General features: G+C 69.1%; 20 protein-coding genes. 13 read left to right on the top strand and 7 right to left on the bottom strand.

From position 1 onward, the window contains the following. Positions 1 to 6 precede the first annotated feature (6 nt). From JK358_RS23305 to JK358_RS23325, 5 genes are all read left to right on the top strand, one after another. A complete protein-coding gene (locus tag JK358_RS23305) occupies positions 7 to 1,119 on the top strand; it encodes an Rv3626c family coenzyme F420 biosynthesis-associated protein (protein WP_201950400.1) in 1,113 nt (370 codons plus the stop codon). A 168-nt stretch (positions 1,120 to 1,287) separates the two neighbouring features. Then, on the top strand, positions 1,288 to 2,250 hold the full coding sequence (tilS, locus tag JK358_RS23310; protein WP_201951363.1) for a tRNA lysidine(34) synthetase TilS: 963 nt from the start codon (positions 1,288 to 1,290) through the stop codon (positions 2,248 to 2,250). Positions 2,251 to 2,266: 16 nt separating this feature from the next. Further along, positions 2,267 to 2,824 (top strand): hypoxanthine phosphoribosyltransferase, encoded by a 558-nt coding sequence (gene hpt, locus JK358_RS23315; protein ID WP_201951388.1) that lies wholly within the window; start codon positions 2,267 to 2,269, stop codon positions 2,822 to 2,824. A 124-nt stretch (positions 2,825 to 2,948) separates the two neighbouring features. Continuing rightward, on the top strand, positions 2,949 to 3,203 hold the full coding sequence (locus tag JK358_RS23320) for a hypothetical protein (protein ID WP_201950402.1): 255 nt from the start codon (positions 2,949 to 2,951) through the stop codon (positions 3,201 to 3,203). Between the two features lie 12 nt (positions 3,204 to 3,215). Then, positions 3,216 to 4,124 carry a LysR family transcriptional regulator gene (locus JK358_RS23325; protein ID WP_201950405.1) on the top strand — a complete coding sequence of 303 codons (909 nt, stop codon included), beginning with the start codon at positions 3,216 to 3,218 and terminating at the stop codon, positions 4,122 to 4,124. A gap of 174 nt (positions 4,125 to 4,298) precedes the next feature. Here JK358_RS23325 and JK358_RS23330 read toward each other — a convergent pair whose 3' ends face one another. Continuing rightward, positions 4,299 to 4,862, bottom strand: coding sequence for a TetR/AcrR family transcriptional regulator (locus JK358_RS23330; protein WP_201950407.1), 564 nt, complete (start codon positions 4,860 to 4,862; stop codon positions 4,299 to 4,301). A gap of 110 nt (positions 4,863 to 4,972) precedes the next feature. On the opposite strand from JK358_RS23330, the gene JK358_RS23335 reads away from it, so the two are divergent. Continuing rightward, positions 4,973 to 6,415, top strand: coding sequence for an FAD-dependent monooxygenase (locus tag JK358_RS23335; RefSeq protein WP_201950408.1), 1,443 nt, complete (start codon positions 4,973 to 4,975; stop codon positions 6,413 to 6,415). A 110-nt stretch (positions 6,416 to 6,525) separates the two neighbouring features. Here the strand turns inward: JK358_RS23335 and JK358_RS23340 are convergent, their stop codons facing one another. Further along, positions 6,526 to 8,049 carry an amidase gene (locus JK358_RS23340; protein WP_201950410.1) on the bottom strand — a complete coding sequence of 508 codons (1,524 nt, stop codon included), beginning with the start codon at positions 8,047 to 8,049 and terminating at the stop codon, positions 6,526 to 6,528. A 729-nt stretch (positions 8,050 to 8,778) separates the two neighbouring features. Here JK358_RS23340 and JK358_RS23345 point away from each other — a divergent pair. From JK358_RS23345 to JK358_RS23355, 3 genes are read left to right on the top strand one after another with little or no spacing between them, the layout of a single operon-like run. Next, positions 8,779 to 10,917, top strand: a complete 2,139-nt coding sequence (locus JK358_RS23345; protein ID WP_372440720.1) for a serine/threonine-protein kinase — start codon at positions 8,779 to 8,781, stop codon at positions 10,915 to 10,917. 3 nt (positions 10,918 to 10,920) lie between these two features. Next, positions 10,921 to 13,113, top strand: a complete 2,193-nt coding sequence (locus tag JK358_RS23350; RefSeq protein WP_307817690.1) for a serine/threonine-protein kinase — start codon at positions 10,921 to 10,923, stop codon at positions 13,111 to 13,113. Beyond that, positions 13,110 to 13,787 (top strand): nucleoside/nucleotide kinase family protein, encoded by a 678-nt coding sequence (locus tag JK358_RS23355; RefSeq protein WP_307817691.1) that lies wholly within the window; start codon positions 13,110 to 13,112, stop codon positions 13,785 to 13,787. The genes JK358_RS23350 and JK358_RS23355 overlap by 4 nt, the downstream gene beginning before the upstream one ends. 35 nt (positions 13,788 to 13,822) lie before the next feature. On the opposite strand, the gene JK358_RS23360 is transcribed toward JK358_RS23355, so the two are convergent. Next, positions 13,823 to 14,770 (bottom strand): PfkB family carbohydrate kinase, encoded by a 948-nt coding sequence (locus JK358_RS23360; protein ID WP_201950423.1) that lies wholly within the window; start codon positions 14,768 to 14,770, stop codon positions 13,823 to 13,825. A 63-nt stretch (positions 14,771 to 14,833) separates the two neighbouring features. Between JK358_RS23360 and JK358_RS23365 the strand changes: the two genes are divergently transcribed. After that, positions 14,834 to 16,135: a TerD family protein gene (locus JK358_RS23365; protein WP_201950425.1), complete on the top strand. Its 1,302-nt coding sequence runs from the start codon at positions 14,834 to 14,836 to the stop codon at positions 16,133 to 16,135. Between the two features lie 63 nt (positions 16,136 to 16,198). On the opposite strand, the gene JK358_RS23370 is transcribed toward JK358_RS23365, so the two are convergent. Both JK358_RS23370 and JK358_RS23375 read right to left on the bottom strand, forming a co-directional pair. Next, positions 16,199 to 17,032 (bottom strand): SDR family oxidoreductase, encoded by an 834-nt coding sequence (locus tag JK358_RS23370; protein ID WP_201950427.1) that lies wholly within the window; start codon positions 17,030 to 17,032, stop codon positions 16,199 to 16,201. Positions 17,033 to 17,034: 2 nt separating this feature from the next. Beyond that, positions 17,035 to 18,579: an aldehyde dehydrogenase family protein gene (locus JK358_RS23375; protein ID WP_307817723.1), complete on the bottom strand. Its 1,545-nt coding sequence runs from the start codon at positions 18,577 to 18,579 to the stop codon at positions 17,035 to 17,037. Positions 18,580 to 18,887: 308 nt separating this feature from the next. Between JK358_RS23375 and JK358_RS23380 the strand changes: the two genes are divergently transcribed. After that, positions 18,888 to 20,144: a PucR family transcriptional regulator gene (locus JK358_RS23380; protein ID WP_201950429.1), complete on the top strand. Its 1,257-nt coding sequence runs from the start codon at positions 18,888 to 18,890 to the stop codon at positions 20,142 to 20,144. A gap of 8 nt (positions 20,145 to 20,152) precedes the next feature. On the opposite strand, the gene JK358_RS23385 is transcribed toward JK358_RS23380, so the two are convergent. Continuing rightward, entirely contained in the window at positions 20,153 to 20,521 is a 369-nt protein-coding gene (locus JK358_RS23385; protein WP_307817692.1) for a DUF2277 domain-containing protein, read from the bottom strand. A gap of 148 nt (positions 20,522 to 20,669) precedes the next feature. Here JK358_RS23385 and JK358_RS23390 point away from each other — a divergent pair, with 148 nt between their 5' ends. Then, the gene (locus tag JK358_RS23390) at positions 20,670 to 21,512 is read left to right on the top strand and encodes a DUF1266 domain-containing protein (RefSeq protein ID WP_201950431.1); all 843 of its coding nucleotides are present in this window, start codon (positions 20,670 to 20,672) and stop codon (positions 21,510 to 21,512) included. Positions 21,513 to 21,641: 129 nt separating this feature from the next. On the opposite strand, the gene JK358_RS23395 is transcribed toward JK358_RS23390, so the two are convergent. Beyond that, complete coding sequence (locus JK358_RS23395) at positions 21,642 to 22,526, bottom strand: hypothetical protein (protein ID WP_307817693.1); 885 nt, start codon at positions 22,524 to 22,526, stop codon at positions 21,642 to 21,644. Between the two features lie 358 nt (positions 22,527 to 22,884). Here JK358_RS23395 and ftsH point away from each other — a divergent pair, with 358 nt between their 5' ends. Continuing rightward, the gene (gene ftsH, locus JK358_RS23400; protein WP_201950436.1) at positions 22,885 to 25,263 is read left to right on the top strand and encodes an ATP-dependent zinc metalloprotease FtsH; all 2,379 of its coding nucleotides are present in this window, start codon (positions 22,885 to 22,887) and stop codon (positions 25,261 to 25,263) included. Positions 25,264 to 25,305: the final 42 nt, after the last annotated feature.

Here is a 25,305-nt window from a genome sequence, read left to right on the forward strand (position 1 = left end):
ATGAACATGACCGGACCCGAACACCATTCGGCCCACGCGGATCAGCCGGGCGGCGGTGAATTGCTGGTGAGCGAGCCGCGTAAGAAGGGGCCCGGCCTCACCGGATCCGTCGACTGGAATCTCGCCGCCCGCACCGGTGCGGCGCTGGTGCCCGCCGGGCCGCGCGTCACCCGGTATTCGGCCGAGCAGGCGGTCCTCGAGCTGGCCGAGGCGTCCAAGCGGGCCGAGGGGCCGGTGCGTGAGGTCAGCCGGTTGATCGATGATTCCCCGGTGCCCGATGCCCGGGTCGTGGACCGGCCGGGCTGGATTCAGGCCGCCGCGGACTCCATGGCGCAGCTCACCGGCACCGGCGCGGAGTCGGGGCAGGGAAGGTTCGTCGGGAAGCCGGCGGGCGTGCAGGCGGGCGCGATGCTGGCCTTCCTGTCGACGGCGATCCTCGGGCAGTACGACCCGTTCAGCGGTCCCGACGGCACGTTGCTGCTGGTCGCGCCCAACATCATGGCGGTGGAACGCGCACTCGGCGTGCCGCCCAGCGACTTTCGACTATGGGTGTGCCTGCACGAGGTCACCCATCGCGTGCAGTTCTCCTCCGCGCCGTGGCTGGCGGAGTACATGCGCACCAATGTCGACACCCTCGGCGAGGTCGGCGACGAGCCGCTGGCCGATATGCTCGGCCGCCTGGTCGAGGCGGTGCGTGACCGCCGACGCGGTATCGAGGATCCGGCGGGCGGCGTGATCGGCCTGCTGCGCGCCACCCAGCCCGAGGCCCAGCGCGACGCCCTGGACCGGCTGCTCATGCTCGGCACGCTGCTCGAAGGCCACGCCGACCACATCATGGACGCGGTCGGCCCCGCCGTCGTGCCCTCGGTGACCCGCATCCGCGCCGCCTTCGACCAGCGTCGCAAGCGCCCCGCCAACCCGGTGCAGCGACTGCTGCGCGCGCTGCTCGGCATGGACGCGAAGATCGCGCAGTACGTGCGCGGCAAGAAGTTCGTGGACGAAGTGGTGGCGACGGTCGGCATGGACGCGTTCAACACGGTCTGGACCGACAGCGAAACCCTGCCCCGCACAGACGAAATCAACGATCCGCAACGCTGGGTGACGCGCGTCCTGGGCTGAGCGCTCACGAACCCGTCGAAGCCGGGCACGCTGAGAGCGGAATCCACTGCTGCCAATCAACTGGGAGCGCGATGTCGCGCTGGGAGCGCGGTGCCCGCCGCCGCCGCGTGACACGATCGGGGGGTGAACGATCGACCCCGGCTGCCGGAGACGCGCGCCGCGCTGGAGATGCGGCGTGCCGTGCGCGCGTGGCTGGGCCGCTACGCACCCGGCGGTGTGGTGGCGGTGGCGCTGTCCGGTGGGGCCGATTCGCTGGCGTTGACCGCGACGGCCGTCGTCGAGGCCGAGGTGGTGGATGCGCTCGTCGTGGATCACGGGTTGCAGGAGGGGTCCGCGGCGGTCGCGGCCGCGGCGGCTGCCGCGGCTCTGCGGCTGGGGTGTCGTTCGGCGCGGGTGCTGACGGTGGCGGTCGGCCGCGCGGGTGGTCTCGAAGCGGCGGCGCGGCGGGCGCGGTACGCGGCGCTGGACGCCGCGCGCGGGGGCGTGCCGGTTCTGCTCGGCCACACCCTCGACGATCAGGCCGAAACAGTGCTGCTCGGTTTGGGGCGGGGTTCCGGTGGCAGGTCGATCCAGGGCATGGCCGAGTTCGCCGAGCCGTGGGGTCGCCCGCTGCTCGGTGTGCGGCGGAGCGTGGCCCGGCAGCTGTGCGCGGATCTGGGTGTCGAGCCGTGGGAGGACCCGCACAACAGTGCGCCCGAGTTCACCCGGGTGCGCCTGCGGTCGGAGGTGCTGCCGCTGCTGGAGGAGGTGCTCGGTGGCGGGGTCGCCGGCGCGCTGGCTCGTACCGCCGCGCAGCTGCGCGAGGACGGCGTCCTCCTCGATGCGCTCGCCGGAAAGTTGCTGGCTGCCGCCCGCGATGGCAGCGCGCTGGATCTCGAGACGCTCGCCACTGCGGACCCGGCGCTGCGGCGGCGCGTCATTCGCGCGTGGTTGCTCGAGGGTGGCGCAAAATCATTGACGGACAGCAACTTACGGGCCGTCGAAGCGCTGGTCACGGATTGGCGGGGGCAGGGCGGGGTGGCCGTGGGTGGTTCGGCCGGTGGGAGCAGGTTGGTTGCCGCGCGGGAACATGGCAGGCTCATACTGGGTCCGGAGCAGTCCGCGCCCGGGTTGGATGGACACCATCACTGAAGGGAAACCCACGCACGTGTACGGGGACGACATCGCGTCGGTGCTGATCAGCGAAGACCAGATCGCGGAAAAGATCGACGAGATCGCGGACTTGGTTGCCAAGCGGTATCCGGCCGGGGCTCCCGAGGGCGACCTGCTGCTGGTGGGCGTGCTCAAGGGCGCCATCTTCTTCATGACGGATCTGGCCAAGCGGCTCACCATTCCGACCCAGATGGAGTTCATGGCGGTCTCCTCCTACGGGTCCTCGACGTCCTCCTCGGGCGTCGTGCGGATCATGAAGGATCTCGACAAGGACATCGCGGGCCGCAATGTGCTGATCGTCGAGGACATCATCGACTCCGGTCTCACGCTGTCGTGGCTGCTGCGCAACCTGAAGAGCCGCAATCCCGCGTCGCTCGAGGTCGTGACCCTGCTGCGCAAGCCCGACGCGCTGCGCACCCAGGTGGATGTCATGCACGTGGGCTTCGACATCCCGAACGAGTTCGTGGTCGGCTACGGCCTGGACTACGCCGAGCGCTACCGCGATCTGCCGTACATCGGCACTCTCGACCCGAAGGTCTACGGGGGTAAGTAGCACCCGCCCGGGCCGCGTCCCGAGGGCGTTCTCGAAGCCGTCTGCCGAGTCCGGCGGGCGGCTTTCGGCTTGTGTGTGACGAAACTCACTGATGCTGTTCAGTCCTTCGTGCGAAGGTTGCCGGGTGCTGTTGCTGGAAATCCGCGCGGCCGCCGGGCGGCATCCGGCCGGTCAGGGGCGTGGTCTGGGTTACTGCTGGTCAGCTGACCTTATGAGTCCGGCGTGGGCGGTTCACGGCATTGGCCAGGAATTCGCGGATCCGGTTACAGGAATGTTTCCGGGAAGCCCTATGCTGTCTGCAACAAACCTGACGGCTGTTTTAAACCCGGATAGCAAACTTTCGGGTCGGATACGGCTGGAAATTCAAGACCGATTCTGATAGCAAGGGGCTATGGACCCGCATTTGCGCGACCTGCGGTATTTCGTCGCCGTCGCTGAGGAACTTCATTTCACGAACGCCGCCCAGCGGCTGCACATCGCACAACCCACCCTGTCACGGCAGATCCGCCAGCTGGAGCGTCAGCTGGATGTCGTGCTGTTCGACCGCAACCAGCGCAGTGTGGCTCTGACCGTCGCGGGCAAGGAACTGCTCGAGGGCGCCCGCAAGATCCTGGAACTCTGGGAGGTCACCAATGTGGCCCTCCAGGAGGCGGGCGAGGTGCTGCGCGTCGGCATCCAGTCCTCCATCGGGCGCGGGCTGATCACCGACCTGGAGTCGGCCAGCGGGCATCGGCTCGCCCTGCACTCCGCGTCCTGGACCGACCCGTCCTCCGGCCTGGCCGGGCGGCAGGCGGACCTGGCCCTCATGTGGCTGCCGGTACCCGACACCAGCCGCTACCGCTGGCAGGTGCTGCGCACCGAGCCGCGCTGGGTGCTGCTGCCGGAGAACCACGCCCTGGCCAACCAGGAGACCATCGACTTCGCGGACCTCGCGGACGAGCCGTTCATCGCCATGCCCGCCGAAGCCGGTGCGGCCCGCGACTTCTGGCTCGGCGCGGACTCCCGTTCCGGCCGGCAGGCCAAGATCGGCGCGGAAGCGGCCACGGCCGAAGAGCGCCTCGAAGCCGTCAGCCTCGGCCTGGGCGTCTGCCTCCTCGCGGAGAACAACGTGCCCATGTACCGCTGGCCCGGTCTCACCGCCCGCCCCGTCACCGGCCTCGCCCCGTGCGAGCTGGCCGTGGCCTGGCGCGCGGACGACGACCGCCCGACCATCCTCGAATTCGCGGCCCGCGTGCTCGACGGTGGATTCGCGGACAACCGGGAGCTCCCTCGCGTCTCCGAGGCCGCGGCGCACGTCTGAGTGCCGTGAGCGGCGGCACCGTGTCGGAGGTGGTGCCGCCACGCGATGAGCGCGCGTGCGCGCGAAGACCGGAAAACGATGCCGCCCGGCCTGTTTCGACAGGCCGGGCGGCATCGCTGTTTTTCCAGGGCGTGCGCGTCGTTCCAGCCCGCTGAGTCGGAATCCGCCGCGGTGTCAGCGCTGCCCGAGGAGATAGCGCTGCACGGTGGGGCCGAGCCAGGCGATGACCTCCTCGGGGGTCATCGCGGCCACGGGTGGCAGGGCGAGGATGTAGCGGCACAGGGCCAGGCCGAGCATCTGGGTGCCGACCAGTCCCGCGCGGGTCGCGGCCTCGGCCGGATCGACGCTGCGTGACAGCAGCATCGGCATCACCTGGCCGCTGAAGATGGCGCGCATCTTGTCGGCCGCGCCCTCGTTGGTGACGGCCGCGCGCAGCAGGGCGGGCAGGGTTTCGTCGGATTCCCAGCGGTGGACCGCGAAGGTCACCAGGGCCGTGCCCAGTTCGGCTTCCGGGGTGGCGTCGAAATTCGGTAGCTGCAGATCGAATTCGGCGGCGAGGGCGAAGAGTTTGTCCTTGGAGCCGAAGTAGCGCATGACCATGGCCGGGTCGATCTCCGCGTCGGCGGCGATGGCCCGGATGGTGGCGCGGTCGTAGCCGTCGCGGGCGAAGCGTTCCCGGGCGGCGGCGAGGATCGCGGCGCGCGTGGTATCGGACCTCCGGGTTCGTTCCGTCGTCATGTCAACGAGTGTAGGCCAACAAGTGTTGACCAACCGGCGGGGTGGGCTTACGCTTGTCAACAAGCGTTGGCCAACACATGTTGGCAATCTTGAAAGCGTTGGAGGACATGATGATTCCCTCGACAACCGATGTCCTGATCGTCGGCGGCGGCCCCACCGGCCTGCTGCTCGCGGGCGACCTCGCCCGCGCCGGAGTCGCCGCGACCCTGGTGGAGAAGCACGCGCACGGCTCGGACCTCACCCGCGCCTTCGCCGTGCACGCCCGCACCCTGGAGCAGTTCGACGCCCGCGGCATCGCCGAGCAGGTGCTCGACGGCGGCGCCACCATCGACAAGCTGCGCCTGTTCGGCCGCGTCGACATCGACCTCGGCGCACAGCTCGACGGCCGCTTCCCCTACCTGCTGATCACGCCGCAAACCCACGTCGAGGACGTCCTGCGCAAGCGCGCGACCGAACTCGGCGCGAACCTGGTGACCGGAGCCGAGCTGATCGACTTCACCGATACCGGCGACGGCGTCGAAGCCGTTGTGCGATACCAGGATTCGCAGCGGACGGTGCGGTCGCGGTACCTGGTCGGCGCGGACGGCTACCGCAGCCGCGTGCGCGAGGTGCTGGGCCTGGAGTTCCCGGGCAGATCGGTGCTGAAGTCCATCATGCTCGCCGATGTGCGGCTCAGCGCACCACCGCAGAATGTACTGACGGTCAACGGCGTCGGTGACGCCTTCGCGTTCATCGCGCCGTTCGGTGACGGCTGGTACCGGATCTTCGCGTGGAACCGCGCCAACCAGCTGCCCGACACCGAACCGGTCGATCTCGAGGAACTGCGCGACGTCACGACCCGGGCTCTCGGCACCGATTTCGGGATGCACGACCCGCGCTGGATGTCGCGCTTCCACAGTGACGAACGGCAGGTGGAGCACTACCGGACGGGCCGGGTGTTCCTGGCCGGAGACGCCGCGCACGTGCATTCGCCCGCGGGCGGCCAGGGCATGAACACCGGTCTGCAGGACGCGGCCAATCTGGGCTGGAAGCTGGCGGCCGCGGTCCAGGGCTGGGCGCCGGACAGCCTGCTCGACACCTACCACGCCGAGCGGCACCCGGTGGGGCGGGAGGTGCTGCGCAGCAGCGGCGCGATCATTCGCGGGGCCATGCTCGAATCGAAGGTCGGTCGCCTGGTGCGCAATGTCCTTGCCGGGGGCGCGCTTTCGCTGCCTCCCGTCGCGCACAAGGCCGCGGGGACCATCTCCGGCATCGGCTTCGCCTACCCCCGCCCGAGCGGCGCGGACCATCTGGTCGGCACCCGCGCCGCGGACATCCCCCTCATCGGGGAGACTCCGCGCCTCTACGAAGCGCTGCGCGAGGGCGAACTCGTCCTGGTGACACCCGGCCCGGTGCGTGAGGACGGGCAGCCGGGGCACGTCGTGGTCGTCGCCGCCGCGGATCCGGAACAGCGTCCGATGCTGATCCGGCCCGATGGCTACATCGCCTGGGTCGGCGCACCCGGAGACACCGATGCCGAAGCAGCCCTTGCGGAGTGGCTCCGAACGGTCTGACCGCACCCGCATCCGGGTATGCCGTCCCCCGTCATTCCGCTGGGATGACGAGGGACGGCTGCTGGGGTGAAGCCGGGGTGATGGGGGACGGTCGCCGGGCGAGGGGTGGGTCAGGGGGCGGTGCGGCGCCAGGGGTGGGCGGATTCGAGTTGGGCTGCCAGGCGCAGGAGGGTGGATTCGCTGCCCGGGGGGCCGACGAGTTGGGCGGCGAGCGGGGTGCCGGTGCGGGTGTGGGTGCCCATGGGGACGGTGAGGGCGGGCCAGCCGACCAGATTCCAGAGCGGGGTGAAGGGCGAATAGCTGGCGTTGGCAACGACATTCGCGAGCCAGGGGAGGTTGTGCCAGGCGCGGGCGCGCGGCGGCGGGGTGGCCAGGGTGGGGGTGATGACCACGTCGTGGTGGTCGAAGTAGTCGAGCAGGCGGGCTTCGATGCGGTCCACCTGGGAGGCGCGGATCAGGCCCGCTTTGCGGACGAGGTTGCCTGCGGTGATGTGGGCGCGGGTGCGGCGTTGCAGGCGGTCCGGGTGGGGGACGCTGCCCGCTTCGCGGGCGGCATTGGCGACCCAGCGCAGCAGCAGGGCGGAAGTCGCGCCCTGGTAGGGGAGTTCGGCGATGTCGACCGTGTGCCCGGCGGCGGCGAAGGCGGTGGCGGCCCGGCGGGCGGCGGCGCTCCAGGCGCGGTCCACCCGGGCGAGCGGGGTGGGCGGTGCGGTGGCCACGCCGATGCGCAGGGTGGGCGGGGTTTCCAGATCCGCGAGGGCGGGTTGGTCGGCGAGGACCGAGAGCATGAGGGCGGCGTCGGCGACTGTCGTTGCCAGGACGCCGTTTTCGGCCATCCCGCCCCAGTCGTCGAGGCCGACTTCGGCAGGCACCAGGCCCCGTCCGGGTTTGACGCCGACCACGCCGCAGCAGGCGGCGGGGATGCGCACCGAGCCGAGTCCGTCGTTGCCGTGTGCGATGGGCACCATGCCGGAGCCGACGGCGGCGCCGGAGCCGCCGGAGGAGCCGCCGGCGCTGTAGCGAGTGTTCCAGGGACTGCGGGTGATTCGCCCGGGCTCGTCGGTGACGCCCCAGAGGCCGAATTCGGGAACCGTGGTCAGGCCGACGACGACCGCGCCGGCCGAGCGTAGTCGTCGTACCACCGGATGGTCGGCCGCGGCGGGAGTGTCCGGGCCCGCGAGCGATCCGGCCCGCGTCACCTCACCGGCCACATCGATATTGTTCTTCACCGCGATCGGCACGCCGGCCAGCGGCAGTACGTCCAGATCCGGGCGGTCGGCGAGCGCGCGGGCCTCGGTTCGCGCGGCGTCCGCGCGAACCTTGCTGAACGCGTTCACTTTCCGATCGAGGGTCTGGATCCGGTCGAGTACGGCGTCCACCACCTGCTCGGGGGTGAGTACGCCGTTCTGTACGGCGGCCGCGATTCCGATCGCGGTGCTGGTATCGGCCGGCGGGCGCGCTTCGCCCGAAATGTCGGAATCGGCCGCATAGCTTGCCACCGCTACCTCCTCGGTGGGTCGAACATCGACAGCCGATGCGGTGGGAAGCTCGGCCGGACCGGGCGTGATCGGGTGGGCGCTGGGCTCCACCACGGGTGCGGTGCCATCGGCCAGCGCGGTGCCCTCGTCGTACATGCTGGTGTTTCCCCCGTCGCCTCGTGTCGAAATCGGGTGATCCGCTCGTGAGCCGCAAGTTATCATTCCCGCTGTTGCTCGGGGATGATGGTTGTCGGGTGTGGCGGATTTTATCTGCGGCATTCATGGATCGACAGTGCGGATTCGGATGTATCCGCGCCGGGCCGGATGGGTGCGGACATGACTTCTGGTTCCTACCACCGTTCCGGCCGTGATTCGGCCGGAAGGGAATTCGGTGCGGTCGCCGCCTTCGCGGCGGCCTGGGACGCGGGCACGGACCCGCCCCGGATCGCCGACTATCTGCCCGATGCCACCACCCTGCGCCGCGATGCGCTGATCGAGCTCGTCCGCGTCGATATGCGGCATCGCTGGCTGCGGCGGCCCGGTGTGCCGCCGGGGGAGCGAACCCGCAAACGGCTGAGCGAATACTGTTCCGAATTCCCCGAACTCGCACCGGGTGATCTGCCCGCCGGGCTGGTGTACGAGGAATTCGTCATCCGCCGCCACAGCGGTGAACGCGTCGACCCCCGCGACTGCCTGCGCGAATACCCGCAGCAGGCCGAGGCGCTGCGCGAACTGCTGAACGCCGACGACGAGGACCAGAGCACCCGCCGCGCCGCGCTCGACGAATCCACCCTGGGGCGGACCGCACTCGGCGACTCGACCCGCGTGGGTCCGCCGCTCGACGAATCGACCTGGTTCGGGGCCGCGCCGGACGAGCTCACCCGGCTGGGCGGACCGGCCGATGAGTCGACGCGCGCGGGCACACCGCCGGACGACTCGACGCATCCGGGGGGCACACCGGACGATTCGACGCATCCGGGGGGCACACCGGACGATTCGACGCATCCGGGGGGCACACCGGACGACTCGACGCGGGCGGGCCTGCCCGGCAGTGACACCACCCGGGTGCCGGATCCCAGTGATCTCACCCAGCACGTCGATCCCACCGGCGTCACCGCGCCCGATCCGACTCGCGCCACCGGGGGCGGGCTGTCCACTCCCGATACCGGCACGCTGCTGGACCGTATCGAAATCGGCCAGCGCATCGATGATTTCGATCTGCTGACCAGTCTGGGCAGCGGGGCCTTCGCCAGGGTGTTCCTGGCGCGGCAGCGGTCGCTGCAGCGGCTGGTGGCGGTGAAGATCTCCGCGGATCACGGGACCGAGCCGCAGACGCTGGCGCAACTGGATCACGACTACATCGTGCGGGTTTTCGATCAGCGGCTGATGTCGGGGGTGCGCACCGAGAGCGGGCGGCGACTGCGCCTGCTGTACATGCAGTTCCTGCCGGGCGGGACGCTGCTCGGGGTGCTGCGGTGGGTGCGCGCCACGCCCGCCGCCGACCGCAGCGGGCAACTGCTGCTCGACGCCGTGGACGCCGCCATGGAGGAGAAGGGCGAGATCCGGCCCACCGACTCCAGCGTGCGCGCGGAGATCGCGGGTCTGAGCTGGCCGGAAACCGTTGCCTGGCTGGGTCGCCGGCTCGCCGAGGCGCTCGATTACGCGGACGGGCACGGCGTCCTGCACCGCGATGTGAAACCGGCGAACGTCCTGCTCACCGCCGAAGCCGTTCCGAAGCTGGCTGATTTCAATATCAGTTTCAGCCGGAACCTGGACGGCGCCAGCCCCGTCTCCTACTTCGGCGGCTCGCTGTCCTACATGTCGCCCGAACAGCTCGAAGCCTGCCATCCGGCCACCGCCCGCACCGCCGCCGACCTCGACACCCGCGCCGACATCTTCTCCCTCGGCGTGGTGCTGTGGGAACTGCTCACCGGCGCAAAACCTTTCGACGACAGCACCGCCGGACCGGGCGACCACGGCGACCGCACCACCCTGGAAGCCATGCTGGCCCGCCGCCGCACCGGCGTCGAGACCGCCGCCCTCGACCGCGTCCCGCCCGACTGCCCGGCCGCCCTGCGCCGTGTCCTGCTCACCTGCCTCGCGCCCGATCGCGAGCAGCGCTGGAGCAGCGGCAACGCCCTCGCCAAACAGCTCGAACTGTGCCTGGACGAACGCGCCCGCGACCTGGTCGACCCGCCGCCGGACAGCTGGCGGATCAGATTGCGGCGCTGGATGATCCCGCTGGTCACCGCCTTCGTCGCGATCCCCAGCGGACTGAGCTCGCTGTACAACATCGCGCACAACGACCAGCTCATCGTGAGCCGCCTGTCCGAGGAGGCGATGCGCACCTTCACCCTGGTCACCCTGGTGGTGAACGGCCTGTTCTTCCCCATCGGCACCGCGGCCATCGCCTACCTGTGCCGGTACGTGATCCTGGTGCCGCGCGGACTACGCAAGGGCCGCGACTTCTCGCCGGAGATGCTGCGCCGCGCCCGCGCCGACGTCCTACTGTGCGGGGAACGCATTGCGTTCGTGGTGTTCTCGCTGTGGGTGCTGGCCGGGCTCACCTTCCCGGTCGCCATGCAGCTCACGGCCGGGGATCTGCCGACCCGCAGCATGGTGCACTTCCTGGCGTCCATGGTGGTGTGCGGGGCCATCGCCGTCGCCTACCCGTTCTTCCTGGTCACCTTCTACCTGGTGCGCTGCATCTATCCGATGTTCCTGCGGCACGGGGAAATCAGTGCCGAGGACTACGTCTGGCTGCACCGGCTCGGCAACCGCTGCATCACCTACCTCGCCATCGCGGCCTCGGTGCCGCTGCTCGCGGTGGCCAGCGTGACCTTCCTGCCGCCCGCCGACATTCCGCTGGTGATCGGGGCCGTGCGCGTGCTCAGCGTGGGCGGGATCCTCGCCTTCGTCGGCGTGTACGCGCTGTTCCGCGCGCTGGAGGCGGATCTGCACGCGCTGGAACGGGTGGTCGCGCCCGGAAACACCGTGCGGGACAACGGGAAAAGTCTCGGGTAGCCGGTGGTCAGCGAACTATCCGCGGCCCGATTCGGCGCCGAATGGGAATCCGCCCTGCGCGGGGCCGCCGAGCCGCCCACGCTCGCGCACTATCTGCCCGACGGGCCGGAACTCCGGCTGGCGGTACTGGTGGACCTGCTGCGGATCGATCTGCGACAGCGGCGACTGCGGCGCGGTATGGACAAGCGGATCGCCGAATACCGTGCGGAGTTTCCCGAACTCGCGCACAGTCCGCACTACGCGGATCTGGTGTGCGACGAGTACCTGGTGCGCAGCCGGTACCGGCCGGTCGACCTCGAGGCATTCACCGCCGAGTACCCGGAGGTCGCCACCGAGATCCGGCAGCGCCTCACCGCGGCGAACCAGCAGCCGCCGGAGCCGCCCAGCCTGCCCGACAGCATCGAAACCGGCCGTCGCCTGGACGATTTCGACCTGTTCACCGATCTCGGCGGCACCGCGGCCAGCCGCATGTTCCTGGCCCGGCAGCGCTCCATGCAGCGCCTGGTCGCGGTGCGCGTGGAGGCCGACACCGGCGGCGACTCCGTCACCGTCGCACAGCTGGACCATCCGTACATCGTGCGCGTCTTCGACCAGCGCCGGCTCGACGACGAGACCGGCGGAAATCCGTTGCGGCTGCTGTCCATGCAGTTCATCGCGGGCGGAACGCTGCGGGATGTGCTGCGGCGGGTCCGGGCCACACCTGTCGCACAGCGCGACGGGCAACTGCTGCTGGACGCCGTGGACGCGGCCGTGGAGGACAAGGGCGAGGTCCGGCCCACCGACTCCCGCATCCGGGCGGAGGTGGCCGGACTGAGCTGGCCGGAAGCCATCGCGTGGCTGGGCCGCCGCCTCGCCGAAGCCCTCGAGTACGCCGACGGGCACGGCATGCTGCATCAGGACGTGCGGCCCGACAATGTGCTGCTCACCGCGGAAGCCGTGCCGAAGCTCGCCGACTTCGGCATCGGATTGCGGCGGAACCGGGAATGGAACGGCCTCCCGTCGTCGAATGCCTACGCCTCGCCCGAACAGCTCGAACTCTGGCATCCCGACCGCGGCCGCAGCGCCGCCGATCTCGACATCCGTTCCGACATCTTCTCCCTCGGCGTGGTGCTGTGGGAATTGCTCACCGGCGCACTGCCTTTCGACGAGACCGCCGATGCGAACGGGGAATCGGGGGACCTCGACAGCAGGCTCGCCCGCCGCCGCGCCGGCGTCGGCGTGCGCGCACGCGACCGGGTGCCGCCGGACTGCCCCGCCGCACTGCTCCGGGTCCTGCTCACCTGCCTGGAGGCCGATCGCGATCGCCGCTGGGACAACCCCGCCCGGCTCGCCGAACAGTTCGAACTGTGCCTGGACGAGCACGCACGGGCGCTGGTGGATCCGCCGCCGGACAGTCTGCGGGTGCGGTTGCGGCGCTGGAGCGTACTGCTGGTGGCCCTCGCCGTGCTGATCCCGAACGGGGTGGTGGCGGTCTACAACGTGCACGTCAATCGGGTGCTCATCGCCGACCGGCTGCCGGACAACGCGCAGCGGGCGTTCGAGGCCATGATCGGGCTGGTGAATTCGGTGCTGTTCCCACTCGGCGCGGCGGTTCTGGTGTTTTTGTGCCGCTATACGATTCGGGTATTCCTGGGTCTGCCGCGCGGCCGCGAATACGATCTGGCGACATTTCGCCGGGCCCGCGCCGATACGCTCCGAATGGGCGACCGGGTGGTCGCGGTGGTGCTGCCGCTGTGGGTGCTGGCCGGGCTCACGGCGTCGATAGTGTTGAACGTGTTGTCCGGCGGGCTGCCGGTGTCGGTCTCGGTGCACTTCGCCATATCGCAGACGGTGTGCGGGGCGATCGCGGTCGTGTATCCGTTCTTCCTGGTCGTGTTCTATCTGCTGCGCTGTGTTTATCCGATGTTCCTGCGGCACGGTGAGATCAGTGAATCGGATGCGGTGTGGCTGCGCCGGTTGGAGCGGCGCAGCGGCGTCTATCTGGCGGTGGCGGCGTGCATTCCGCTGTTCGCGGTGCTCGGCGTGACGTTCCTGCCGCCCGCGGATCTGGCGCTGGTGGTGGTGGACGTCCGGATCATGGCTATCGGGAGCATCGTGGCATTTCTGGTGTCCTATGGACTTTTTCGCGCGATCGTGGCCGATGTGCGCGCGCTGCGACGGGTGGTGGCTCCGGAATTCAGTAGGGTTGGTGCGTGATCCGACCCCATCGTGTCGAAACCTCGTTGGCGGAATTGGCGGCGCGTATTCGACGGCGTGCTGACGGACAGTCCGGTCGGTTCGTGCTCGGTGTGGCAGGCCCGCCCGGAGCCGGAAAATCCACCCTCGCCAGAGGAATTCGCGACGAACTCAATATCGCCGCCGGACACGCCCGCGCCGAAGTCGCGCCCATGGACGGATTCCACCTCACCAACGCGCAATTGCGCGCCATGGGCGACCTCGCCCGCAAAGGCGAACCCGACACCTTCGACACCGCCGGATACGTCGAATCACTACGGCTGCTGCGCGAAAGCCCCCTCGGCGTCACCGTGCCCTGGCCCACCTACTCCCGTGAACTCCACGAACCCGTCCCCGGCGGCGCGGTGTTCGACCGGCAGACCATCGTCGTCACCGAGGGCAACTACCTGCTCCTCGACGAAGGCAAATGGGCCGACGTGCGACCGCTGCTGGACGAAGCCTGGTACCTCGACGTGCCCCGGCCCATCATCGAGAAACGCTTGCTGCGCAGGCATATTCGCGGCGGGCGCACGGCGGGGGACGCGCGGGCCAAGGTCGAGAACAGCGACATGCTGAACGCGCGGCTGGTCGAGCACACGCGATCACGGGCCGACCTGGTGCTGCGCAAATACGGCACCGGGTACCGGATCGACTGACGGGCAACGGCTTTCGGAGGTGCTGGACGACTCCGCTAGGCGTCACCGGTAGCGGCGCGCCAGTGCCGCATCCACTCGCGCGTTCCGAGGTAACGGCAGGAGAAGGTGGCGACCTCGGCCGCGTGGCGTAGCGCGGTGGGGAAATCCTCGCCCCGCTCGTGGAAGTGGCAGAACGCGCCGTGCAGGATGTCGCCCGCGCCGAGCGTGTCCACGATGTGCGCGTCCGTGTCCAGGACGCCCGCGTGCGCGTCCGTGTCCACGGCGTCCGCGCCGGTGTTCGAGACCGGTATCGCGCCGCGTGCGTCGGTGGTGGCCCAGCGGATGGGCCGAGCGCCATCGGTCACCGCCACCGCACGCGGGCCGCAGGCGAGCACGAAGTCGAGCAGCGCCCCGACGTCGCCGGGCGGCAGTTCCGGTGGCGTGAACGAACTCGAGCAGAGAGCGAAGTCGATCAGCGGCAACAGCTTCCGGTGCTCCGGCCGCCAGCGGCCGCCGTCCAGCACCACGGGAACTCCGGAATCTTTCGCCATCCCGGCGGCCTGCACGGCCAACTCCGGATAGTGCCCGTCCACCAGCAGCACACGGGCTCCGGCGAGGAGACGGCCCTCGGCCAGCTCCCGGTGGCCGCTGGTGCGCGAATCATCCAGGGACACGATCGTTCTGCTCCCCGACTCCCGCGCGACCACGATCGACGACACCGGCGGCCGCTGCTCCGGATCCAGCGCCTGATCCCACACCTCGATGCCGAACTCCCGCAGATCGGCGCGAATCGGCTGGGTCAGCGGATGCGTGCCGAGCACAGTGGCCAGCTTCGCGCCGCCGCGCGCCAGGAAGGCGTACGCCACAGCCGCATTCGCGGCCGGACCGCCCGCCGCCATGAACATGTCCGCGGCTCGGGTCTTGCTGTCCTCGGCCGGATAGATCTCGACCGCGTACGCGATATCGAGCGTGGTCAAACCGACGAAAGTGGCACCGGTACCCATTCGGAGAACATACCGGGGGTTCGGCGCCCGGTTAGGCTGAGGAAGGCAGTCGGGAGGAACGCTATGGAATTGGCCAAAGGGGCGAACGCGCCGCTCGCGGTGAGCGACGTACTCGTGGAGATCACCGCGGGCGTGACGGTGGATGTGGCGGCACTGCTGCTCACCGTCGATGGAAAAGTCCGCTCCGACAACGACTTCATCTTCTACAACCAGCCGCAGGGGCCGGGGGTCACGGCGCAACCGCCCAACCGGATCCGCGTGGTCCCCGCCCAGGTGCCCGCTGATATCGAAAAGATTGCTGTCACAGCGAGTCTCGATGCGGGCGTGAACTGGGGGCAGGCCGGTCCGCCGCGCGTCGCCGTGCTCGACGCGGCCACCGGAAACACCCTCGCCACCTTCACCCCCACCGGCCTGAGCACCGAAACCGCCCTGGTAGCCGCCGAAATCTATCGCCGCCAGGGCACCTGGAAGGTCCGCGCCGTCGGCCAGGGCTACACCAACGGATTAGCAGGCATCGCAACCGATTTCGGCATCAGCGTCGACGACGCCCCCGCCGCCCCACCCCAGTCGGCGCAAGGCTTCCCGCCGCCGTCCCCATACCCATCCTCACCTCCCCCGCCGCCGGGCTATGCGCCTCCCCCACAGCCGGGTTACGCGTCTCCGGCTCAGCCCGGCTACGCGCCTCCGCCGTCCCCACCGGGTTACGCGCAGCCGGGGTATGCGCCGCCCCCTTCGCCGCCCGGTGCCGAGCCGGTGCAGACGGCCAAGTTCGGGCAGCCGACGGTGAGTTTGGACAAGGGGCGGGTTTCGTTGCGTAAGAACGAGACCGTGTCGCTGACCAAGCAGGGGACGCCGCCGCTGACCCGGGTGCGGATGGCGCTGGGCTGGGATCCCACGCCGGGCGGTCCGCGCATCGACCTGGACGCCTCGGTGATCGCCTACGACGCGAACGGGAAGAAGCTGGCCAATGTGTACTTCCTGAAGCAGTCGGCCTTCCACGGGGCGATCTCGCACTCCGGGGACAATCTCACCGGGCGCGGGGAGGGCGACGACGAGATCATCTCGGTCGATCTCATGGCATTGCCGCCGGAGGTGTACGCGCTTGTCTTCACGGTGAATTCGTTCTCCGAGCACAAGTTCGACCGGGTGTCCCGGGCGTTCTGCCGGTTGGTCGACGACACCACCAATGCGGAGCTGGTGCGGTTCGAGCTGTCCCAGGGTGAACCGCGCACCGGCGTCTTCCTGAGCATGCTCACGCGCGGCCCGGCGGGCTGGAACATGACCGGTCTCGGCGAATACGAGAACGGCGCGACCGTCAAGAAGATGGTCGATCCGGGTAAGCGGTTCGTGCTGGCCGCTCGCTAGCGGGACGCGAACGGGGCCGCGGCCGAAGGGATTTCGGCTGCGGCCCCGCTCATTGCCAGGATGTTATTCGCCGCGCACCCGCGACTCGTACGCCTTGCGGCTGTCGCTGTCGACATCGTCGAGGAACGCCCGCTGCGAGCCCAGCGCCCGGCCCAGCGCATCCCCGACCGCCTCCGGCAGCAGCCTGACCACCTGCGCCAGCAGCCCGGCCACCGCGGTCACCCGCACCTTGGACTTCGGCTCCACGATCAGCTTGGCGATGGCGTCCGCGATCTCCTCCGGCTCGGCCGGCTTGAGCAGCGACGGCAGCGAAACCCCGGATCCCAGTTCGGTTTTCGTCAGCGTCGGCAGCACCGACGAGAAGCGCAGCCCGGTGCCCCGGTACTCCTCGCGCAGCGTGTCGGTGAACCCGAGCACGGCGTGCTTGCTGGCGTTGTAGGTGGCCAGGCCCGGAATATGCGATTCACCCGCCAGTGACGCGATATTGATGACCTGCCCGCGCCCGCGCGGCAGCATGCGCGCGATGGCCAGCTTCGACCCGAGGATCACGCCGTACACATTGATGTCGAGAATGCGCCGGGTGATGGCGTCCGGCTCGTCCACCAGCCGCCCGGTCGGCATGATCCCGGCATTGTTGATGAGCACGTCGATCGGCCCGAGCCGGCGCTCCACCTCGTCCAGGAACGCCTCGAACGACTGCTGATCGGTGACATCGAGCCGGTCGTACAGGTCGAAGCCCCTGGCCGTGCCGGACTCCTTCACCGTCGTCTCGTCGATATCGCCGATGGCGATCTTCGCGCCCAGCGCCTGCAGCGCGGTGGCGGTGGCCAGGCCGATGCCGCGGGCGCCGCCCGTGATCACCACGACCTTGCCGGAAATCGCACTGAAGTCGGTCATATTCACTTACCCCCGGTAATGGTCTTGTACACGTCCTGGAACCCGAGCCGCCGCATACCGCGCGCACCCGCCGCCCGCATGGCCGACATGGCGAAGGTCAGCTTGGCGGGGGAGTACGGGAACCACAGCATTTCCTTGGTCTGCGTGGGCAGCAGCGGCTTGGTGATGGCCTGCTGACGGCAGTACTTGCGCACCCCGTTCGGACCGCCCCACCGCGCGCCGACACCCGACAGCCCCCAGCCGCCCATGGGCAGCGCGAAGCTGAACATGTTGGAGAACACGTCGTTGATGTTCACCGCGCCCGCATTCAGCTGGCGCGCAATGCGTTCCGCGCGATCCTTGTCGCCGGACCACACCGACGCGGACAGGCCGTAGATCGAATCATTGGCCAGCCGAACGGCTTCCGCCTCATCGGCCACCTTCATCACCGGCAGCGTCGGACCGAAGGTCTCCTCGGTCATACAGGTCATGGAGTGATCCACGTCCGCCAGCACGGTCGGCTGGAACAGCGTGCCCACACCCGTGCGCTTACCGCCGGTGAGCAAGCGCGCGCCCGCCTCGATGGCCTGCTCCACATGCTCGGCCACGATGCGGGCCTGGTTCTCGTTGGCCATCGCGCCGACCTCGTTGCGCGGTTCGCGGCCGTCCACGCCCTGCCGGATCTCGTTCACGGCGGCGGTCAGCTTCTTCAGGAACTCTTCGTAGACAGGCGCCTCCACGTAGACGCGCTCCACGGAGATGCACACCTGACCCGCGTTGAACATGCCGCCGAAGGCGATACCGTGCGCGGCGCGGTCCAGGTCGGCGTCGGCCAGCACGATGGCCGGATCCTTGCCGCCGAGCTCCAGGCTGTACGGGATCATGCGTTCCACGCAGGCCGCGGCGATGCGGCGGCCGGTGGCGGTGGAACCGGTGAACTGCACGTAGTCGACATTGTTCACCACGGCCGCGCCGGTCTCACCCGCGCCGGTGACGACCGCGAACACCGGCGGCGCGCCGATCTCACGCCAGCCGCGCGCCAGTTCGAGGGCCGAAAGCGGGGTCACCTCGGAGGGTTTCAGCAGTACGGCCGCACCCGCCGCCAGCGCCGGGATCACATCGATGACCGGCATGGCCAGCGGGAAGTTCCACGGCGTGATCACACCCACCACCGGGTACGGGCGGAACACGGTGGTCAGCGTCTTCACCCGGGCGAGCGGGCTGTGCGGCGAAGGATGGTCGTCCGCAAGGAATTTCGCGGCGCGGCGCGCGTAGTAGCCGGTGAGGTCCACCGAGAACGCGGGGTCGATCAGCGAGTCGACGCGCGACTTGCCGGTCTCGGACTGGAGGACGTCGGCCAGGTGATCGGTGTTGTCGATCAGCCAGTCCTGCAGCTTGAGCAGCCACTCCTTGCGGCCCTCGGGACCGATGGCCTCCCACTCCGGCTGGAACAGGCGCAGCTCGCGCACCTTCGCCGCGACCTCGTCGGCCGAATCGATCGGCACCGTGGCGGTGAGCGCACCCGTCGCGGGATTGCGGACCTCGAACTCGGTGGGCGGCGCGGCCACGGCGACCTTGGCCGGTGCGGCCTCGACGGTCTCGGCGGGCGCTGCCTCCGCTGCCTTCGCAGGCGCGGCCTTGGCGGCTGCCGGGGTGGTCTTGCGCTTCGGTGCGGTCTTCCGGGCAGGGGCCTTCCGGGCGGGCCCGGGTTCGGTATTCGTCACGATTGCTCTCCCACGTGCGCTACGTTGCGGCCGTGAGCTGTGTGACAGCTCACGAACTATGATCGTGGCACAAGATTTCGTGACATTCTTGGCTCAATAATTCAAGTATTCCGGACGGTTTTGTGCTCCCGGAACAAATTGAGGACGACGCCATGACACTTTCCGCGAATTCTACGGAGGTTCGGCAGTGGATCGCCGATTTCGTCGCGGAAACCCTGCGCACCGACAGCCTCGAAGACGTGGTAACCACCCTCGACAACGCCATCATCGCCCGCGTCCCCGAACTCGCCGACCGCGATATGCGCCGTGATCTGGAAGCCAGCACCCGCGCCCACGCCCTCGAAATGCTCGGCGGCCTCAACCAGGACCACATGGCCTACCCGGTCCCCGAGGAAGCGCACGCCTTCGCCCGCACCATCGCCCGGCGCGGCTACGACCTGCGCGTGCTGCTGCGCATCTACAGCCTCGGGCACGAGGCCGTCATCGACTACATGAGCGCCGTCATCGATCAGCGCCGCCTGCCGCAGGAGGTCGAAAAGGCCGTCCTGCTCCGGCTTTTCGACCGCTCGACCCGCTGGGTCGGCACCTCGGTGGAGGCGCTCACCGGCACCTACATGGAGGAGCGCGAACGCGGCCTGCGCGCCGCCCTCAACCGCCGCAGCGAAATCGTGCGCGCCCTGCTGGACGGCAGCGACCTCGATATCGAGGAAGCCTCCGCCCGGCTCGGCTACCGGTTGAGCGGACGACATCTCGCCCTCGTCCTGTGGACCGACGAGGATCAGGCCTGGCCCGGCGGCATCACCACGCGCGCCGACGGCGACACCGCCGACATGTTCGAACGCGTCGTCACCCGCATCGCGAGCGCCGTCGACGGTGACGGCATCCTGACGGTGGCCTCCGGCGCCAGCTCGCTGTGGGCCTGGATCGCCGTCTCCGACGACACCGTGCCCCCGCCCGCCGCCGACTGGCCCGTCGACGCGCCCGTCCGCATCACCGCGGGCATACCCGCCCCCGGCCTCACCGGTTTCCGGCGCGGCCACCGCGAGGCCGTGGCCGCCCGCCAGGTGGCCGAACGCGCACAGCCGAATTCGGCCCGCGTCCTGCACTACCCCGATGTCGAGGTGGCCTACCTGGCCGGCGCCGACGAGGACGCCATGCGCGCCCTCGTCGAACGCGAACTGGGTCCCCTCGCGGACCCCGGCCCGCAGGCCGCCCGCCTGCGGGAAACCCTGCACGCCTATCTGCGCGCCAATCGCAGTCCGGACACCGCCGCGAAAACCCTAGGCGTCCACAAGAACACCGTGCGATACCGAATTCAGCGCATAGAAGAACTACTCGATCACTCCATCGACCACCGCGGCGCCCGCCTGGAAATCGCGCTCGACTGTGTGGCCGTCTACGGCGTGTAGGCCGTAACTCAGCTCGCGTCCGGAACTTCCCTGATCCCCCGCCGCTCCGGCGGCTCGGGCGGCGCGGGCAGTCCGCGCTGCGGCAACTCCGCCAGTAATTCCGTGGTCGCGGCCGCGATAACGGCCACCGCCTTGTCCACCGCCGCCTTCGTGTTCGTGGTCAGCCCCGACACTCCACCGATCGTCCGCACGTATTCCTGTGCGGCCGCAAAGATTTCCTGCTCTGTAGCCGGAGGATTCAACCCCCGCAGAACATGGATGTTCCTACCCATGCCAGCAGAGGGTAGCGTCCAGTTTCCTTGCGTGACAGGGCGAAAATCCGCCACCGCCCCGAGAGCCCCCCAGTACCACCCCAGCAACCCATAAATCCCCGACATTCAAGTTCGCAGCCCGCCTCGATTCTGGACTGACGGAGCGGGGGAGCGAAGCGGAGGAGCGGAGGAGGGAAGAATCGAGGTAACAGGGCTGCGAACCCGCCGGAGCGAAGCGGAGGCAAATTAAACAGAGTTGGGACACAATCGTGGTATGCCAGCCCGCGACGTTCCGACGCTGACGACCTTCCCCTACCCGGAGCTCGACCAACGCGAGGACGACCACTGGTCCGGCGCGCAGGTTTCCGATGAAGAGCTGCGCGCGCTATCGCTCGGCGGTTTCTATTCCGCGCGGTGGGATGCCTTCCACGACGCGCTGCTGCTCGGGCCGGAGCGGGAGCATCCGCTCGGGGATCGCCGTGAGCTCGCCATCGATACGCTGACCGGGGCGTGGGGGATCACCGACGGCACCGAGGCCATGGCATCCATGGAGCAATTGCTGGAGGGCATGCACGGGCCGCTGTACGCGCTGGTGCACCCGCTCGTCATGGCGGCCATCAACTCCCCTGAACGGGATCGGTTCGGCGAACGCGCCGACCGGCACCGGGCGTTCCTGCGTCAGGTCGGGTCGTTCCGCGGTATGGAGAATCCCGAAGCGCTGGTGCGTGATTACGACATCTGGTCGCAGGCCATCAAGCTGGGGCTCACCGAACATCTGGTGCGTCCGCTGCCCACCGACATCCAGGCGTGGGATCTCGCCCGCGTGGTCGCGGTGGCCCGCATGGCCTATACCGCCGGATACCTCGAGGCCGATGTGGCCTGGGACTACCTCATGCGGGCCCTGCCGCCCGCGCAGCGCAAGTACCGCAATTGGCGGCAGTTCGGTGACGCCTACCTCGCCGGCTGGACCTACTGGCAGGCCTGCGAGGACCTCGCCGAACTCAAGTCCGGCGGCGTCGATCGGCGGATGGAACTGCTGCGCCTGTGGACTCGGCCGACCAGTCCGTGGCGTCGAATCGACCTGCAGCCCAAAGAAGAGGAACCGGCCGAGGGCTGAATCTCTCGCCGCGGGCATCGAAAACGACGGGCATCGAAAACTCGTCTCCGGCGGGCACCGGCAAACCGGTCCTGCCGGGGGTACGGGGGCTGCGCGCCCCTGACCTCGGTCCGGTCCGCGCCGCTGACCTCAGTCCGGCAGGGACCGGAGAATTCCGCGCCCGTACCGCTGGAATTGCGCGTCGTCGACCATGCCGAGTGAATGCCGCTCGACGAGCAGTTCCCACTCCGCGTAGAGCTTCGCCACGCCCGGATCCGCGGGACCGGCCGCGCCATCGGCGGATTCGCGTTGAATGGCGAAATTCAGTCCGCCCGCGATCCGGTCGATATCGGTGCGATCCTCACCGGTGAAGTACCAGGTCTGATTACCGTCGTTGACCTCGACGCCGTATTCGCCCGGGGCCAAACCGGATTCGTCGGTGGTGCGGGCCCACAGCAGCGCCGCCACGGGTAGCTCGTGTGCGAAACGCTTGGTCGAACCCAGCGACACGAAGATCAACCGCGTGGTGGTGACGGCCAGTACGCCCGTGCCCTTGGCGGCCGGGGGCCGCGCGGTGACCACCGCGGTCTCCAGCACGTACTCCTCCGGCGTGACATACCGATGCAGTGCCGCCACAGCCGTTTTCGAATCCCGGCGCGGGGTCATCCGCCGCAGGGCCCGATCCACGTCGGCGCGGGTGGGACCGGTACGACCCCAGGACGGGGTGGGCGGGGTCAGATCCGGGGATGCGACATCGAGCCGCTGCGTGGCCAGGATCTGGCTGTTGATCCGCTCGACGATGACCGTCGCGGCGGGCACGTCGTGCTCGGCGATCAGGACGGGCAGCGGGGTCCGGTCGGCGGGAACGCCGGTGAGCACCGGGGTGGGATAGCGGAGATAGATCTCGATGACGACCGCGTCATCGGCGCGCCGGTTCAACCGCACCTTGAGAAGCTCGGCGACCGGCACGTCGAGTACGCGCTCGCCGTCCGTTCCGGGCCGCAGCACCGTCAACCGCCCGTTGCCATGACGCACAATCGCTGTGGGTGTCCGTAGCTCGACTATGTCCATACCCCCTGCGCTCTGTTGTGTCGTCCCTCACGATGGAACGACCATGCCATGATTGTGACCACTCGGTCCGACACCAGGGGGTGATCGTCCCGACGTGTTGCCGCAGATGGTCGGGGAACCACCCGCGTTCTCCAGCCGTTTACCTGTCGAACTGCATTAACTGCTGAACTGCGCGATGTAACGACTCGACCCTACGGGGTAACGTGGCTTGTCCGCATCCGTTCGCCGGAACGGGCGCGCCACCAAGCATCGCAGGCATGCTCTGCTGTTGAAGGACCCGGACACACCCCCCGGAAAGGACTGGCCCGCCGGCCGACGCTCTATGAACCGCAAGACTGTGTTCCGCAACCTGGCGATAGTCGCGGGGTTCCTCCTCGTGATCTATCTGGTCAGCATCTTCAGTGATGACACGCGCGGCTGGCAGAAGGTCGACACGTCGGTGGCGCTCTCCCAGCTCCAGGACAAGTCCAATGTCAAGTCTGTTCAGATCGACGACAAAGAACAGCAGCTGCGTATCACCCTGAACAACGGGAACGACGCAACCGACGGCAAAACTCAGATCCTGGCCAAATACCCCGGGGGCGGCGAGATCTCGCAGGAGATCTTCAATGCCGCGAACGCCACCGGCGCGAAGGTCAACACCAGCGTGAAACAGGATTCCTGGCTCAGCCAGATCCTGCTCTTCATGCTGCCCATGATCATTCTGCTGGGTCTGTTCATCTTCGTCATGGCCCGCATGCAGGGCGGCGGCCGCGGCGGCATGATGGGCTTCGGCAAGTCGAAGGCCAAGCAGCTGTCCAAGGACATGCCCAAGACCACCTTCGCCGATGTGGCGGGCGCGGACGAGGCCGTCGAAGAGCTGTACGAGATCAAGGACTTCCTCCAGAACCCTTCGCGCTACCAGCAATTGGGCGCGAAGATCCCGAAGGGCGTTCTCCTGTACGGCCCGCCCGGCACCGGTAAGACGCTGCTCGCGCGTGCCGTCGCCGGTGAGGCCGGGGTGCCGTTCTTCACCATCTCCGGTTCCGACTTCGTCGAGATGTTCGTGGGTGTCGGCGCGTCCCGCGTCCGCGACCTGTTCGACCAGGCCAAGCAGAACAGCCCCTGCATCATCTTCGTGGACGAGATCGACGCGGTCGGCCGCCAGCGCGGCGCGGGCCTCGGCGGCGGCCACGACGAGCGTGAGCAGACGCTGAACCAGCTGCTCGTCGAGATGGACGGCTTCGGTGAGCGCACCGGCGTCATCATCATCGCGGCCACCAACCGGCCCGACATCCTCGATCCCGCGCTGCTGCGCCCGGGTCGTTTCGACCGGCAGATCCCCGTGGGCAACCCGGATCTCGCGGGTCGCCGCTCGATCCTGCAGGTGCACTCCAAGGGCAAGCCGATCGCGCCCGACGCCGACCTCGAGGGTCTGGCCAAGCGCACCGTCGGCATGTCCGGCGCGGACCTCGCCAATGTCATCAACGAGGCCGCACTGCTCACCGCGCGTGAGCACGGCACCGTGATTACCGGTGCGGCCCTTGAAGAGTCGGTCGACCGCGTCATCGGCGGCCCCCGGCGCAAGTCCCGCATCATCAGCGAGCACGAGAAGAAGATCACCGCCTATCACGAGGCCGGCCACACCCTGGCCGCCTGGGCGATGCCGGATATCGAGCCCGTCTACAAGGTCACCATCCTGGCGCGCGGCCGCACCGGCGGTCACGCCATGACCGTGCCCGAGGACGACAAGGGCCTGATGACGCGCTCGGAAATGATTGCGCGCCTGGTCTTCGCGATGGGCGGCCGTGCCGCCGAGGAGCTCGTCTTCCACGAGCCCACCACCGGCGCGTCCTCCGATATCGACCAGGCCACCAAGACCGCGCGCGCCATGGTCACCGAATACGGCATGAGCGCCCGCCTCGGCGCGGTGCGCTACGGCCAGGAGCAGGGCGACCCGTTCCTGGGCCGCTCCATGGGCATGAGCTCGGACTACTCGCACGAGGTCGCCCGCGAGATCGACGAGGAGGTGCGCAACCTCATCGAGGCCGCGCACACCGAGGCGTGGTCGGTGCTCAACGAGTACCGCGACGAACTCGACGCCCTCGCCACCGCGCTGCTCGAGAAGGAGACCCTGCACCGCAAGGAACTCGAGCAGGTTCTCGCGACCGTCGAAAAGCGCCCGCGCATCACGGCTTTCAACGATTTCGGTGATCGCGTGCCGTCCGACCGCCCGCCGGTGAAGACGCCGCGCGAACTGGCCGCCGAACGCGGTGAGCCGTGGCCGGAGGAGCCGGTGCGTCCGGTGCGCGCCGCGCAGCCCGCACCCGCCAACGGCGGCTACGGCAGCCCGGATCCCGGTTACGCCGCCCCGCAGCCCGGCTACGGCTACCCGGCGCCCGCGCCCGCGGGCTACCCGGTGCCGTCCTCGGGCGGCGGTTACCCGCAGCGCGGGGGCACGCACGGTTCGCGTCCCGACTACGGCGCTCCCGCCGGCTGGTCCGCTCCGGGCTGGCCGCCGCAGGACGACGAGCAGCCCGCCCCCACCCAGGGTGGTCAGCGTCCGGCGTACGGCGGGTGGGCTCCCGGTGGCGGTTCCCGCTACCAGCAGCCGCCGGAGTACGGCCAGCAGCCGGACTACGGTCAGCCCGCCCAGCAGCCCGACCCGGCGCACGGCGACGACGACAAGAACGACTGGGACGGACCGAACGGTCGCCGCTGACCACGGTCCGGATACCCTCATAGGGTTCGCGATCCGAGCCAT

The organism is Nocardia acididurans (assembly GCF_016741815.1).
Lineage (GTDB): Bacteria > Actinomycetota > Actinomycetes > Mycobacteriales > Mycobacteriaceae > Nocardia > Nocardia acididurans.